Source organism: Arthrobacter sp. Ms25 (assembly GCF_059090365.1).
Window position 1 is genome coordinate 394,937 of record NZ_JBNHFP010000004.1, and the last position, 14,080, is coordinate 409,016.

Annotated in this window: 15 protein-coding genes; 5 read left to right on the top strand and 10 right to left on the bottom strand. The window is 69.1% G+C overall.

All coding sequences use genetic code 11. From position 1 onward, the window contains the following. The first annotated feature begins 1 nt into the window (after position 1). Positions 2 to 745, top strand: a complete 744-nt coding sequence (locus AC5RT8_RS13405; RefSeq protein ID WP_494096192.1) for a PIG-L deacetylase family protein — start codon at positions 2 to 4, stop codon at positions 743 to 745. A 45-nt stretch (positions 746 to 790) separates the two neighbouring features. Here the strand turns inward: AC5RT8_RS13405 and AC5RT8_RS13410 are convergent, their stop codons facing one another. The 4 genes from AC5RT8_RS13410 to AC5RT8_RS13425 all read right to left on the bottom strand — a co-directional run bounded on the left by AC5RT8_RS13410 (position 791) and on the right by AC5RT8_RS13425 (position 3,416). Further along, entirely contained in the window at positions 791 to 1,591 is an 801-nt protein-coding gene (locus tag AC5RT8_RS13410; protein ID WP_494096193.1) for a class I SAM-dependent methyltransferase, read from the bottom strand. Positions 1,592 to 1,606: 15 nt separating this feature from the next. After that, positions 1,607 to 2,074, bottom strand: coding sequence for a tRNA (cytidine(34)-2'-O)-methyltransferase (locus tag AC5RT8_RS13415; RefSeq protein WP_494096194.1), 468 nt, complete (start codon positions 2,072 to 2,074; stop codon positions 1,607 to 1,609). Between the two features lie 41 nt (positions 2,075 to 2,115). Beyond that, positions 2,116 to 3,078 carry a J domain-containing protein gene (locus AC5RT8_RS13420; RefSeq protein ID WP_494096195.1) on the bottom strand — a complete coding sequence of 321 codons (963 nt, stop codon included), beginning with the start codon at positions 3,076 to 3,078 and terminating at the stop codon, positions 2,116 to 2,118. Positions 3,079 to 3,206: 128 nt separating this feature from the next. Beyond that, positions 3,207 to 3,416 (bottom strand): hypothetical protein, encoded by a 210-nt coding sequence (locus AC5RT8_RS13425; RefSeq protein ID WP_494096196.1) that lies wholly within the window; start codon positions 3,414 to 3,416, stop codon positions 3,207 to 3,209. A 356-nt stretch (positions 3,417 to 3,772) separates the two neighbouring features. Between AC5RT8_RS13425 and AC5RT8_RS13430 the strand changes: the two genes are divergently transcribed. The 4 genes from AC5RT8_RS13430 (at position 3,773) to AC5RT8_RS13445 (ending at position 7,743) form a co-directional block, all read left to right on the top strand. Next, positions 3,773 to 4,999 (top strand): cysteine desulfurase family protein, encoded by a 1,227-nt coding sequence (locus AC5RT8_RS13430; protein ID WP_494096197.1) that lies wholly within the window; start codon positions 3,773 to 3,775, stop codon positions 4,997 to 4,999. Further along, positions 4,996 to 6,147, top strand: a complete 1,152-nt coding sequence (gene mnmA / locus AC5RT8_RS13435) for a tRNA 2-thiouridine(34) synthase MnmA (RefSeq protein WP_494096198.1) — start codon at positions 4,996 to 4,998, stop codon at positions 6,145 to 6,147. Before AC5RT8_RS13430 ends, mnmA begins: the two co-directional genes overlap by 4 nt. A 113-nt stretch (positions 6,148 to 6,260) precedes the next feature. Then, a complete protein-coding gene (locus tag AC5RT8_RS13440) occupies positions 6,261 to 6,638 on the top strand; it encodes a chorismate mutase (RefSeq protein WP_494096199.1) in 378 nt (125 codons plus the stop codon). Then, positions 6,622 to 7,743 carry a uroporphyrinogen decarboxylase/cobalamine-independent methonine synthase family protein gene (locus AC5RT8_RS13445; protein ID WP_494096200.1) on the top strand — a complete coding sequence of 374 codons (1,122 nt, stop codon included), beginning with the start codon at positions 6,622 to 6,624 and terminating at the stop codon, positions 7,741 to 7,743. Before AC5RT8_RS13440 ends, AC5RT8_RS13445 begins: the two co-directional genes overlap by 17 nt. 29 nt (positions 7,744 to 7,772) lie before the next feature. Here AC5RT8_RS13445 and AC5RT8_RS13450 read toward each other — a convergent pair whose 3' ends face one another. From AC5RT8_RS13450 to AC5RT8_RS13475, 6 genes are read right to left on the bottom strand one after another with little or no spacing between them, the layout of a single operon-like run. Continuing rightward, the gene (locus AC5RT8_RS13450) at positions 7,773 to 8,447 is read right to left on the bottom strand and encodes a DUF4166 domain-containing protein (protein ID WP_494096201.1); all 675 of its coding nucleotides are present in this window, start codon (positions 8,445 to 8,447) and stop codon (positions 7,773 to 7,775) included. A 2-nt stretch (positions 8,448 to 8,449) separates the two neighbouring features. Next, positions 8,450 to 9,742, bottom strand: coding sequence for a DUF58 domain-containing protein (locus tag AC5RT8_RS13455; RefSeq protein ID WP_494096202.1), 1,293 nt, complete (start codon positions 9,740 to 9,742; stop codon positions 8,450 to 8,452). Between the two features lie 5 nt (positions 9,743 to 9,747). Next, on the bottom strand, positions 9,748 to 10,782 hold the full coding sequence (locus AC5RT8_RS13460; protein ID WP_494096203.1) for an AAA family ATPase: 1,035 nt from the start codon (positions 10,780 to 10,782) through the stop codon (positions 9,748 to 9,750). Next, positions 10,779 to 12,011 (bottom strand): DUF4350 domain-containing protein, encoded by a 1,233-nt coding sequence (locus tag AC5RT8_RS13465; protein WP_494096204.1) that lies wholly within the window; start codon positions 12,009 to 12,011, stop codon positions 10,779 to 10,781. The genes AC5RT8_RS13460 and AC5RT8_RS13465 overlap by 4 nt, the downstream gene beginning before the upstream one ends. Continuing rightward, on the bottom strand, positions 12,008 to 12,655 hold the full coding sequence (locus AC5RT8_RS13470) for a DUF4129 domain-containing protein (RefSeq protein WP_494096205.1): 648 nt from the start codon (positions 12,653 to 12,655) through the stop codon (positions 12,008 to 12,010). Before AC5RT8_RS13470 ends, AC5RT8_RS13465 begins: the two co-directional genes overlap by 4 nt. 11 nt (positions 12,656 to 12,666) lie before the next feature. After that, complete coding sequence (locus tag AC5RT8_RS13475; RefSeq protein ID WP_494096206.1) at positions 12,667 to 13,935, bottom strand: DUF7847 domain-containing protein; 1,269 nt, start codon at positions 13,933 to 13,935, stop codon at positions 12,667 to 12,669. Positions 13,936 to 14,080: the final 145 nt, after the last annotated feature.

Below are 14,080 nucleotides of genomic sequence, written 5' to 3' on the forward strand. Positions count from 1 at the left end.
AATGGATGCGCAGCAGATACCTGCCCGGGTCCTGGCCTTCGCGGCCCATCCGGACGACATCGATTTCGGCGCGGCCGGCACCTTGGCCCGCTGGGCCCGCGAGGGTACCGAGATCACCTACTGCATCATGACCTCCGGCGATGCCGGTGGCTTTGATCCGTCCGACCGGGACGGCGTCAGCGAACTCCGAAGCGGGGAACAGCGGGAAGCCGCCCGGCAGGTGGGGGTCCGGGACATTGTGTTTTTGGGGGAGCGGGACGGCTACCTGGAGGTTAACCACTCGGTGATCGCCCGGGTAGTGGAACAGATCCGCCGGGTACGGCCCGACGTCGTGCTGTCCATGCACCCGGAGCGGAACTGGGACCGCCTCCAGGCGAGCCATCCCGACCACCTGGCCTGCGGCGAGATCGTCACCCGCGCGGTCTACCCGGCCGCCGAGAATCCTTTTGCCTATCCGGAACTCGCGGAGCAGGGGCTGGAAGCGTACAAGGTGCCCTGGCTCTGGTTTTACGGTGCGCCGCGCGGACGGGAAAACACCGCCGTGGACGTCAGCTCCACTGTGGACGTCAAACTTGCCGCCATCCGTGTGCACGCGAGCCAACACCCGGACCTCGAGGGCATGGACGCCTCGGTCCGCCGGTTCCTACAGGAAAACGCCCGCCGCCACGGACTGCCGGCGGGCACCAGCGCCGAAACGTTCCACGCGGTGGGCGTGAACACGCCGGAGACCATCGCCGGGTTCTAGGAACCGTTCGCGGCCACCGCCGGCCGGCTGCAGCCGTGTGCGGCGCTAGGGGCGGACGGCGGTGGCGATCAGCGTGTCGGCATTGAGTTCGAAGTCATCGCCCAGCTCTGCAAGGAATGCCGTGCGGACCCGCTCCACGGCTGCCGGATCCTCGGGCAGCAGCATCCGGTAGCCGCCGCCGAGCACCAGGGCCCAGGCGAGGGACGGACTGAGCTGCACCCGTCCCGGGGTGGGGACCACCGTGGTTTCCGTGAGGCCGAGGGACTCGAGCCAGGACGTGAGCTGCTCCGGTGTCTGAAGCCGCCGCGCGTTGTCTGCTCCCGATGAGGGGAGGGACTCGAGCTCGGGCCGTTCCTGCAGGCAGGCTTTCCACAGCAGCTCCCGGAACGGCTCCCAGGACCCTTCGGCCCACGTGCTGAGGGCGAAGCGGCCGCCGCTGCGAAGCAGGGAGACCAGGTGGGCGGCGCCGGCATCCATATCCGGAAGGAAGAACAGGGAGTACGCGCAGACCACCGCGTCATACGGGGCATCTGTCTGCCACGAGGTGAGATCGGCCTGCGCAAGGTAGACATTGTTCAGTGAGAGCGTGTCTGCCTTGGCCTGGGTCAGGGCCAGCATCTCTGCGCTGAGGTCCACCCCGTCGACCACACCGTCGGGGCCGGTGAACTGCGCAGCCGGAATGGTGGTGGCACCGGTGCCGCAGCCGGCGTCCAGGACCCGGTCGCCGAGCGTGATGTCCGCTGCTGCCACGAGGGCGTTTCCCATGGGATTCCAGAGCGAAGGGGCGAGCCGCTCGAAGTCGGCGGCGCCGTCGTCGAACGCGTTGCCGATGTGGAGTTCTGGCATGGGATGTGTCCTTCGCTAGAGCTGGGCACCGGCGAAACCGTGCTGGCGCCAGGCTTCGTAAACGGCTATGGAGGCGGAATTTGCAAGGTTCAGGGAGCGCAGGGTCGGCAGCATGGGCAGCCGTACCCGGGCGGTGACATGCGGGTCCTTCTTCACCTCGTCCGAAAGCCCGACCGACTCGCGGCCGAACATCAGGACGTCTCCGGCACGATACTCGATATCCGTGTAGGACGTGTCACCGTCCGAGGTGAAGGCGTAGACGCGTTCGGGTTTCAGGGCGTCCCAGGCGTCCTGCAGGTTCGCATGGACATGCAGGACGGCGAGGTCGTGGTAGTCCAGGCCGGCGCGCTTCAGCTTGGAATCCTCCAGGCTGAAGCCCAGGGGCTCGACCAGGTGGAGCTCGGCTCCCGTGATGGCGGCAAGGCGAATGGCGTTTCCGGTGTTGCCGGGGATTTCAGGGGAATGGAAGAGGATACGGAACACAGCTCCATCCTATGCCCGGTGCCGGAGACCCCACGCACCGGTCACCGGGCGGAGGCGTCGATCAACGGCGCCAGCACCGGCAGCTGGACGGTGCTCGGAGAGGGGCCTTCGGCAAAGAACCGGCGCAGCTCCCGCAAGAGGCCGCCCGGGTTGGCGACGTGCAGCGTCGCCGGTGCCGAGCGGCTCAGCCTCGGCGGGTAATCGACGATGGGCTCGAAGGGATTGCCGTTGGGGCTGTTCAGGACGAGCCACCCCGAGACGTTGCATTCCGGAAAACGGGCCTGGAGGGTGCGCACCGCGTCCGCAAGGCGCAGGGTGGAAACGTCCCGGCCGCGGTGCAGGAGATGCTGCCCGTCCCACCGGTAGTTGCCCGGCGAGGCCATCAGCGAACCCAGGACCGCCATCCGGTAGCCGCCGAGCAGCACATGGCCGATCTCGAGGTTGCCGCCGCGGGGTCCCGCATCCGGAATGTGCAGGCCGTTGACCAGGCGTGCGGCCGGGTATTCATCCAGCAGCTCACGTTCCAGCAGGCGGATGGTCCGGTTCTCCGCGTCGAAGCGTGCCGCGGCGTTGGAGCCGATCCGGGCAAGGAACCCCGGGCGGCGCGGTTCGCCGTGGACCTGCTGTCCGGCCAGGGCCAGGGGAATGAGGGGAAGATTCTTCGGGGAAAAGTCCGGGACGAAGGCCGGCGGACGGTTCAGGTCCGCAGCGGCCCCTTCCGGGGCAGGCCGGGGCCCGGAGGCCCGGCGGGCCGCCGAGCCGGAAGTGCTGCCGGGGCTGCCTGCGTTCGTGCCCCGGCCGAGCCGGAGATCGTACTCTGCCCTTTGCCGCGGATCCGAAAGCACCCGGTACGCTTCCGTGACCCGGTGGAAGCTCTCGCTCGTGCCGCCCTGGTCCGGATGGGCGTTCCGGGCCGCCTTCCGGTAGGCGGCTTTGACCTCCGCTGCCGATGCTGAGCGGGTCAGCCCCAGGACGTCGTAGAGCGTCGGGTCTGACGGGCTCAAAGTGGTTCCTCTCGCCGCGGGCGGGCCGTACATCGGTGCCTGTTCCGGCGGAGCCGCCGGGCCAAGTGCGCCAATTCTACCGACCGATCCTTCAGGCCCGCCGTGAGCTGCTTCGGAGGTCCGGACGGTTACCCGTGGTTCCGATAGCCGGCCTCGCTGCCGTTGATAACCCGCAGCGTGTCTGCCCGGCTGTTGTCCAGCACCAGATCCGCCCGCGCCGCCGGATCAGCAGCTGTGAAATAGAGCCGCTGTCCGCCGACATACCGCTTCCGGTGCGCGTTTGTCTCGGCAGGGCCGCACTCCCGGGGCCCCGGCCCGGTGCCGTCCCTGGCTGCCATACGTGCCGCCGCCGTCGCCGCGGAGAACGCACGCCAGATCGTCGGCAAAAGTCGTTTTGCCGGCGCCGTCGACGCCGTCGACCGCCACCAGGAGCCGCGAACCAGGACTCAGGGGGAGTAGAACGGCGGCCAGCCCGGCAAGAAAAGCGCCGCGCGCGAAAGGTTCCCCCGGGCTAAGGCGCGGAGGGAAGGCCCGGTAATCCGCCGGTTGAAGCACCATCGCGGCCATTCTGCCACGACCGCCCGGCGCGGGGAGGCAAACGCTGCGCCGTGAAACGGCACGCTCCGCCGGGAACGTTCGGAAAGTCCCAGCCGCCGGAATCGGCAGCAGGCGCTCCGGCGGCTAGAATTGGCTGGTGCCCGTGTATCTAGATCACGCGGCGACCACGCCGATTTCGGCTTCGGCCCTCGCCGCACTCACCACAGAACTCAGCCGCAGCGGCAATCCGTCGTCCCTGCACGGCTCGGGCCGCCGCGCCCGGATGGTCGTGGAGGACTCCCGGGAAATCCTCGCCGCCGCCGCCGGCTGCCATCCCTCGGAGATTATTTTCACCTCCGGCGGCACGGAAGCCGACAACCTGGCCGTCAAGGGCCTTTTCTGGGCCCGGCGGGATGCCGAGCCGGTGCGTGACCGCATCCTGGTCTCCGGTATTGAACACCATGCCGTGCTGGATGCCGTCGAGTGGCTGGAGAAGCACGAAGGCGCGGTGCCGGTGTGGATCCCGGTGGACCGCGACGGCGTGATTTCCCTCGAAGCCATCCGCCGGGAACTGGAGGCCAACGCTGACAGCACGGCCCTGCTCACCGCGATGTGGGCGAACAACGAGGTCGGCACCGTGCAGGACATCGCAGCCATCACCGCCCTGGCCCACGAATACGGCGTGCCCGTCCATTCGGACGCCGTCCAGGCCTTCGGTGCCCTCCCCGTGGGCTTCCGTGCCGCGGGGCTGGACACCATGGCCATCAGTGCCCACAAGATCGGCGGTCCGGTGGGTGTGGGCGCGCTGGTGGTAGGCCGTTCGGTCAAGCTCACGCCCGTGCAGCACGGCGGTGGGCAGGAACGGGACATCCGCTCCGGCACCCTGGACACCGCCGGAATCGCAGCCTTCGCCGCAGCCGCACAGGATGCAGCCGAGCACCTGCAGGACGAATCCGAACGCCTGCGCACGCTCCGGGACTACCTCATCACCGGCGTCGAGCGCGCCATTCCGGATGCCGTCCTGCGGGGCGCGCGGGACGACGACGGCGCCGGGCGCCGGCTGCCGGGCAACGCCCACTTCACCTTCCCCGGCTGTGAAGGGGACTCCCTGCTTTTCCTCCTGGATTTGGCGGGAGTGGAGTCCTCCACCGGCTCTGCCTGCACCGCCGGCGTGCCGCGCCCCTCGCACGTGCTCCTGGCGATGGGACTGACCGAAACGGAGGCGCGCGGAGCGCAGCGGTTCAGCCTCGGGCATACAACCACCGCCGAAGACGTTGACACTTTGTTGCAGGCCCTTCCCGAAGCATATGAGCGGGCGAAGAAAGCCGGCATGGCCGGACACGTAAGCAGCATCCAGACAGCAGGAACAGGTTTTACTTCATGAAGGTTTTGGCAGCAATGAGTGGCGGAGTGGACTCCGCCGTGGCCGCGGCACGGGCAGTGGAGGCAGGGCACGACGTCGTCGGCGTCCACCTTGCGCTGTCCCGGATGCCGGGCACCCTGCGTACCGGCAGCCGCGGCTGCTGCACCATCGAAGATTCCCGTGACGCGTGGCGCGCCTGCGACATCCTGGGCATTCCGTACTACGTCTGGGACTTCTCCGAGCGGTTCAAGGAAGACGTGGTGGACGACTTCGTCGCTGAGTACGCCGCCGGCCGCACCCCCAACCCCTGCATGCGCTGCAACGAGCGGATCAAGTTCGCCGCCCTGCTGGAAAAGGCGCTGGCGCTGGGCTTCGACGCCGTCTGCACCGGCCACTACGCCAAGGTCCTCACCAACGCCGAGGGCAACCCGGAGCTGCACCGCGCGGCGGACTGGGCGAAAGACCAGTCCTACGTGCTGGGCGTGCTCACGGAGGAGCAGCTGCGGCACTGCATGTTCCCGCTGGCCGAAACCCCGTCCAAGGCCGAGGTCCGCGCCGAAGCCGAACGCCGCGGGCTGTCCGTGGCCAACAAGCCCGACAGCCACGACATCTGCTTCATTCCCGACGGCGACACCCGCGGCTGGCTCGAAGAGCGCATCAACATGACCGAGGGCGACATCGTGGACGAGACGGGGGAGAAGCTGGGCACCCATCCCGGTGCCAACGCGTTCACCGTGGGCCAGCGCCGCGGCCTGAAGCTCGGCACGCCCGCCGCGGACGGCAAGCCCCGCTTCGTCCTGGAGATCCGACCCAAGGAAAACAAGGTCGTGGTCGGCCCCGAGCAGCTGCTGAACATCGACCAGATGCGCGGCATCAAGATTTCCTGGGCCGGACGCCCGATCCCCGAGATCGCCGCCCGGACCCGGTTCGACTGCATGGTCCAGGTGCGGGCACACGGCGACCCCGTGGCCGCCACCGGCTGGATGGAAGAAGCGGCGGACGAATCGACCGGTGAATCCCGCGAAGAGCTTGTGGTCCGGCTGGTTGAGCCCCTGCGCGGAGTCGCCCCCGGCCAGTCCATGGTGCTCTACCAGGGCACCCGTGTACTGGGCCAGGCAACCATCGACTCGGCACGATCCCTGGAGTGGAACCCGGCAGCCGTTTCGTAGCTTTCGCTGCAGTTTCCCGGCACCGGACCAGCCGTCAGGCAGAAGCCGGGCGTAACCTGCTCCTGGCCGGGAGCCGCTCCACCTAAACTGGACCAATGAGCCAGACAGGACCAATGAGCGAATCACCGGACCAAGAGTTCAATCCGCGGGCAAGTTCCCTCTCCGGGAAGGTCGCCGAGGACGTCATGGAAGAGCTGCTAGCCGTGCGCAGCAGCATCGACAACATTGACGCCACCCTTGTGTACCTGCTTGCCGAGCGCTTCAAGGCCACCCAGCGCGTGGGCCACCTGAAGGCGGAACACCACTTGCCGGCGGCCGACCCCGGACGGGAAGTTGCGCAGATTGCACGCCTGCGCCGGCTTGCCGCTGACGCCCACCTGGACCCGGCCTTCGCCGAGAAGTTCCTGAACTTCATCATCAGCGAAGTGATCCGCCACCACCAGGCGATCTCCCAGACCCGCAACGGCGGAACAGATGCCCCTTCGGCCTGAGGACGGGCGCCGCGAGTCGGCGCCTGCGGAACAGCCCGTCCGCCCCGAAGCCCGCAACGGCGTGGTCACGGCGACGGCGCCGGGCAGCTGGCCGGGGACCGACCCGGTCGAATCGACCCGGGTGGTCCGGGGCGAGCTCGGGGACCCGCACCTGCCCTTCCTGGTGGAACTGCCGCAGCGCGGGCCCGGTGCGGACGCGATAGGCCGGAGCGCTGCACTGCTCGTGGACCTTTTCGTGGATATCCAGCCGCACGGCTGGCGTTTGGTGGAGCGCCCGGGCAAGGACCACCGCCGCGCGGCCTCCCTGCTGACCCAGGACCTGAACGCACTCGCCGACGTCGTCGGAGTCGAGGAACGCACGGGGGAGGCGTTGAAAATCTCCATGCGTGGCCCGCTCTCCCTCGCCGCGAACCTGTACCTGCATAACGGCGAGCGGGCGTTGTCCGACGCCGGCGCCCGCCGGGACATTCTCCAGTCCTTCACCGCCGGCGTGGGGGACTACGTGGCCCGCGCGTCGTCGTCGGCACCGGGTGCACGGATCACCGTGCAGGTGGACGAGCCCGACGCCGCCGCCGTCCTGGCCGGGGGCATCCCCACCGCCAGCGGCTACCGCACGCTGCGGTCCGTTCCGTCCGCCGAGGTGTCCGGTGCCTGGCAGCAGGTCCGCGAGGCGGTCGAGGCCGTGGGTGCGGACGTAGTCTTCACCCTGCCCCGGGCCGGGGGAGCGGGCCCGCTGCGGCCCGGCACGCAGTCACCGTTTGAGCTCGCGGTCGGCGCCGGCGCCCACGGTGCAGCACTCGTTGCCGACGGGCTGGATGCCCGCGACTGGGAAGGCATTGCCGAAGCCGTTGAAGGCGGACGGCGGATCTGGCTGGGCATCCTTCCGGTTCCTGCCGACCCGTCGGCGCTGCCCCAGGTCACCGAGCTGGTGGACCGGGTGCTGCGGCCCTGGCGGAAACTGGGACTCGCGGTTCAGGACCTGCCGGCGCTTCGGCTGACACCTGCCGCAGGGCTCGCCGATCTGTCCCCCGAGGCGGCGAGGAAGGTCCTGGCCCGCCTCACGCAGACGGCGTCTGCACTGGACCAGGTGGTGGCCGAGGGATAAACCCCTCGGGCAACAGGGTCCACGGCGGCTCAGGTCCGGCGCTCCCAGCGTGCCGGTTCGACGTCGGCAGGCAGGACACCGTCCCACTCCCGGTAGGCGTAGGTGAACGCGCCGTCATACTCGAAAACCGTGCCGACCTGCCGCTGGACGACTTTGGTGCGGATCCGGAACCGGTCCTGCCCGTCGTCCCACCACTGTTCCACCTGCGCGTCGGCACCGGCGACCTCCGGCAGTGGCAGCCGCAGCGGACCGAGGAACAACCGGCTTCCCGGGGAGTTCATGTGCAGGTGGCCGTCGTCCGAAACCCGCAGCTGCAGGTCCGTGGCCAGGTTGCGGCGGCGGCCCAGATAATCCGTCAGGACCCCGGGACCGGTCAGCACCGTGGTGTCCTCGAAGGTCCGCTGCCGGCCCGGAAAATCAAACCGGCGCACCGCCGTCAGCGCCGGCCGGCCACATGGGTCCCGGTGCGGATAGTTGCGGATGGTGAAGGGGACCGACGTTCCGTAGTCCGGGAAGAACGCGTTGGACACCGGAACCAGCGGCAGCAGCGGGCGCAGCCATGGCCGGGGACAGCCGGCCCGGAGGAAGATGCCGGTGCCTTCCCCGAACCGTCCGGAGTCCGGGCCGAGGCTGAAATACTGCTGCAGTTCCGGCTGGAGGCGGAGTAACTCCCGCCCCAGTACCTGCCGGTAGACGGAGTCCACTGCTACAGCCTTCCGGTGGCCTTGAGCCGCAGGTACATGTCTGCCAGTTTCGGGGCCAGCTCCTGCGGCGGCTCGTCCACCACTTCGGCGCCCATTGACCGCAGCTGTGCACTGACCGCTGCCCGGTCCAGGAGGGCCCGCTCGGCGGCAGCGGCACGGAAGACCGCCGGGGTTGTTCCTCCGCCGCTGCGCAGCTCGTCCAGGCCCGGGTCCCGTACGGAGGCAACCACCACTACATGCTTTTGGAGCAGCCGCGGCAGGACCTGCACCAATCCCTCTTCCACTGCTCCGGAATCCAGGGCGGAGATGATGACCACCAGGGAGCGGTGCGAGGTGACGGCGTGCACCGCCCCGGGCAGCAGCGAGAAGTCGGCTTCGATCAGCTCCGGTTCCAGCGGAGCCGCGGCCGTGACCAGCCGGCTGAGCAGGTTCTCCCGGCCGCCGGAGTCAACCCGTGCCCGGATCCGCCGGTCGAAGGCCAGGAAATCCACCCGGTCTCCGCCGCTGCGGGCAAGCACCGCCAGGAGGAGGGTGGCTTCGATCCCGGTGTCCAGGCGGGGTTCGTCCTGGATCCGGGCGGCGGATGTCCGGGAGGTATCCAGGGCAATGACCACCCGGCGGTCGCGCTCCGGCCGCCACGTCCGGACCACGGTGTCCTGCCGTCTGGCGGTGGCCCGCCAGTCGATGGAACGGACATCGTCTCCGCGGACGTATTCACGCAGGGAATCGAACTCGGTTCCGGCACCGCGGAGCTGCACCGACGTGTTCCCGTCCAGCTCCCTCAACCTGCGCAGCTTGGACGGCAGATGGCGTTTGGAATGGAACGGAGGCAGCACCCGGATTTCCCCCGGCACGGCATGCGTCCGTTGGCGTGCCGCAAGCCCCAGGGGTCCGTAACTGCGCACCGCCGCATGTCCGCTTTTCAGGATGCCGCGCCGTGCCGGTTCCAGCACCACGTGAATGGTGCGGGCCTCCCCGGGCGGGACGGTCAGGTGCTGCTGCGGATTCCGGGCACCGGCGGAAGGCTGCCACCCGTCGCGGACCACGGCCTGCAGCCGGCGGCCTGCGTCATTGCGGATAACCAGGGTTCCCGCTGCGGTTTCGCCCAGCCGTATGTTCTCCGGCAGGCGGCGCTCCACCCGCAGCCGCCGCGGAGAGGCAGCCAAAACCAGGTCCAGGGCCGCGGCAGCTGCGATGAACCCCAGCCACAGCAGGATCGACACCGTGCCGGGATACAGGACCACGGCCACGGAACCCAGGAGCGCCAGCAGGACCAAGCGGCCCGAGACAGCCATCAGCGCTACCGGGGGACCGGCACAGTGGCGAGAATGCTTCCCAGCACATCGTCCACGTTGACGCCGTCCATCTGCGCCTCGGGGCGCAGTGCCACCCGGTGCCGCAGGGCGGGGAGGGTCAGCGCCTTGACATCGTCGGGGGTAACGAAGGCACGTCCCGAGAGCCAGGCCCAGGCCCGGGCAGTATTCAGGAGGGCGGTGGCACCGCGGGGTGAGACTCCCAGCTGGAACGACGGCGCCGCACGCGTCGCGCGCACCAGGTCCACGATGTAGGCGAGGACCTCGGGGGCAACGGCCACCCGGGCCACGGCTTCGCGCGCCAGCTCCAGGTCCTGGGCAGAGGCCACGGCACTGACGCCGGCTGCGGCGAGGTTCCGGGGATCAAAGCCGCTGCTGTGCCGGCGGATCACTTCGATTTCGTCCTCCCGGCCGGGAAGGTCAAGGGTCATTTTCAGCAGGAAGCGGTCCAACTGTGCCTCGGGGAGCGGGTAGGTGCCTTCGTACTCCACCGGGTTCTGCGTCGCCGCGACAATGAACGGTTCGGGCAGGGGGCGCGTGACGCCGTCCACGGTCACCTGCCGTTCTTCCATGGCTTCGAGCAGCGACGCCTGGGTCTTGGGCGGGGTGCGGTTGATTTCGTCCGCGAGCATGATGTTGGTGAACACCGGCCCCTCCCGGAACGAGAACTCGGAGGACCTGTTGTCATAGATCAGGGAACCGGTGACATCGCCGGGCATGAGGTCCGGCGTGAACTGGACACGCTTGGTGTCAAGATCCAACGCCGCGGACAGGCTCCGGACGAGCAGCGTCTTAGCCACGCCGGGCACGCCTTCCAGCAGTACGTGTCCCCTGGCCAGCAGGGCAATGATCAACCCGGTCACGGCCGCATCCTGCCCCACGACGGCCTTCGCCACTTCCCGGCGCACCTGGGCAAGGGCTGCACGGACGGGGTCATCTTCCGGCGGAAGCGGGGGCGCCGGCGCGGTGCCGTTGCCGGCACCGGGGGTCGCGGGTGCATAGGGCTCGTACTGCTGGCTCATGATGAAGTGGCCTCTTCCTCTAGGTCTTTCACGTCCTGTGCCCAGCGCACGAGCTCCGCGCCGGTCCCGGGCAGTCGGTGGTTGAGCAGGTAATCGGTTGCGGGATAACTTCGTCCGGAGGCGCTCGCCGCCGCGCGGGTGACGTCGTCGGAACCGGCTCCCGGCCCCAGGCGCAGGTGCGCCGCCAGCCGGGTCATGGCCGCGGCCCGCAGGGTCGCCGCTGCATGGCCGACAGCCTGGCTGTCCTGGTACAGGCGGGCCCTGCCCTCGGCGGTTTCCGCGGCGTGGACGATCACGGGCAGGGGCTCCTCGACCAGCGGACCCAGTCTGCGGCCGCGCCAGAACGCGGCCAGGGCTGCGACCAGCAGGAGCCAGAAGAGCAGCGGATTCACCCACGGCGGCAACAGTGCGAAAGGATCGGCGGGGGCTTCGGACGGGGGAATGTCGAGGGGACCGGCCTGGTACCACACCAGTGTTTCGTCCACGCCGAGGGTGCGAAGGGCCAGCGCTGCGTTGCCCTCGAGGGCAAGGTTTTCGTTGGAGAGCAGACCGGTGCTGCCCAGCACCACTGCGGACCCGTCCCGGGTGGCCGCGTACGAACCTGCTGCATCGGCACCCTCGCTGCCGGGGGCGGGGAAGCAGGTCACCGGACCCCGGTAGGTCTTCCCGCCGGCCTCGATGGTGCCGGCGGCCTCCGCGTCGGCGTTGCTGCACCCGGCCTCGATCCGGTGGCGGGCGGGTTCCTCGGGGAGGACCCCGGCGGAGAGGATCTGCGAGGCAAAGTCGGTCAGCTGATCCAGGGAGGGTTCCACCAGCACCACCCTGCCGGCGGCGCCGGCCAGGTCCTGCCGTTGTTCTCCGGTGAGGAACCCGGCCGGGTCACGGAACAGCAGGGTGGCGCCGGGGTGCTCCTCCAGAGCCGCCTGCGCCTCGGCCAGCTGCTCGTGGTACTGCACGTCCACGCCGCGGTCCCGCAGGATTTCGGCGGTGGCCATGGCACCGTCCGGGGCGGGATTGGCGGGCGAAAGCGCGCCCTTGTCCTGGTCCGTGCGTCCCCAGGCCGAAGCAAGGGCCACCGCGCACAGGAGTACGAGAAGCAGGAGCAGCACCCGGTGCCGGCGAAGCCACCCCGTCACCCGGCTGCGGGACGCCGGGGCACGCAGTTCGTCCCCGTCCGTCCCGTTCGCTCCTTCGCGGGTTCTTTCCTTTGCCCCGACAGGCACGGTCATCTCGGCACCGCCAGCAGGGTCTCGTCTGGTTCGGACGTCGACGGGAGGGCTGCTTCCAGCGCGGCGTCAAGGCTCTGCGCGCGCCGGTAATCGGCTTCCTCGGCAATCCCCTTGCCGTAGAGCACTTCGTCGAAGACCCGCCGGAGGTCCATGATCTCCGGACGGTGTGCCGGGAAGGCCGCAGCAAGGCGGGCGGCGGCTTCGGCTGCGGTCCGGGCGGGACGGGGCTCAAAGATGACGCGTTCCTCGGCCGAACGGACCATGGCCCGGAAACTCTCCGCCACGGCGTCGTTCCAGCGCCGCCCGGCGGCGGCCCGTTCCGCGCGTGCACGGTGGTCGGAAGCCTGTTCGACGACGTCCGCCAGGAAAACCTGGCTCCGCTTCTTCGCTGAGGCATTGAGCCGGGGCCGGATGATGAGAACGGCAACTGCGAGGAGGACGACGGCGGCGAGGACCAGTATCAGGACTCCTGGCCCGGCGCCGAGGCCGTCCGCGTTCTCGAGCAGATCGTTCAGCCAGGCGCTCACGCGTTCCCAGAGACGGTCAAGCAGTCCGGGTTTCGCGTCTTCATAGACCCGCTTCGCCAGTTCGTCCCGGGCCCATTCCCGTGCCTGGTCTGCGTCCGGTTCCACAGGGGCATCCATGGACTGCACGCCTACTGCGTGCCTGCAGCAGGGCCGTACGGCCCGTATGCCGGCGGCATGGCTTTCCGGCCGGGCAGGAAGCCCGGATCGGAGGCCTGCGGGTTCTCCTGCTCCTTCATCAGGGCCAGATCGAAACCTTCGCGGCGGATCCGGAGATCGATATACAGCAGCGCAGTGACGGCACTCTGGAAGGCGACGGCGACGGCCGCCAGCAGCAGCGACACTGCGAAGAGCAGGATCACGCTGACCACGGTGAAGGCGGCGTTGTCCACCAGGGTCAGCATGCTGATGCCGAAGGTGAGCGGGATGGAAAGGATCTGCGTCAGGAAGTTGACGATCAGGCTGGTGAGCGCCAGGATCCCGAAGGTCCGCCACCAGTTCCGTCCCGTCAGCTGCCAGGACCGCCTGACGGCGGCGAAAACACCGATTCGTTCCAGCACCAGCGCGGCCGGCGCCAGGGACAGCTTCACCGAGACCCAGGCGGCGGCGGCGATCACGGCAAACAGGGCCGGGATCACGACGATAAGTCCCAGGCCGCCGAAGGAGTCGATAATCAGGTACCCGAGCAGGAAAAGGACCGTGATGCCCACGGCGGCACCGGCGAGCATCAGCAGTGCAAGGCCCGCCAACGGAGCGAGGGTGCCTCGGGCCAGCTGCCAGACCTGGCCGAAGCCGGTTTTGAGGTTCAGGGTGGACCGCACCACGGGCAGCACCAGCAGGCCCTGCACAAGCAGGACCCCGGCCAGGGACAGCCCACCCAGAGTCGAAACGGATCCTGCCACCACTCCGACCAGCGAGCCGGTGACTTCTCCGCTGAAGGCATCGCTCTGCAGCCAGCCGTCAATCGAGGCGACCAGGCCGGCACCCAGCGCGATCAGCAGCAGGGTCATCACGGCCTGGACGACAAACGCATTGCCGAAGGCAGCAAGCGCATTCCGGCGGCATGCCTGGAAAGCGCCGTCCATGATTTCGCCCAGTCCCAGAGGTCGCAGCGGAATGATGCCCGGCTTGGGCGGCGGTGTGTAGCCCTGCCCGGGGAAGCCGCCGCCCGGAGAAGGATTCGGCTGGCCCCAGCCGGTTCCCTGCCCCGCGGAGTGCTGTCCCCAGGGGTTGCCCTGCGCGGCCCAGGGGTTGGCAGGCGGGGGCGGTGCCCCGGGCGCGGGCGGGGCGGAATGCTGCCCTCCCCATTGGGCGGCGGGCAGCGGCGTTCCGGGCGCGGGCGGACCCGCGCCGTCGTCCCGGCCGGTGAGTTCCCGGTCCCTGTGTTCTTCCTCGCTCATCTTCACCCGTTTCCCCCGCAGGCACTAGCGTTCGTTACCTCGACTATAGTGACGGTCCGCGCAAACGCCACCCGGCGAGCCGTGGCGGCATCTGAGTCCCTTAGGATGATAGTGATTAACTTAGGCGGCATTGGTACGCCGTGGG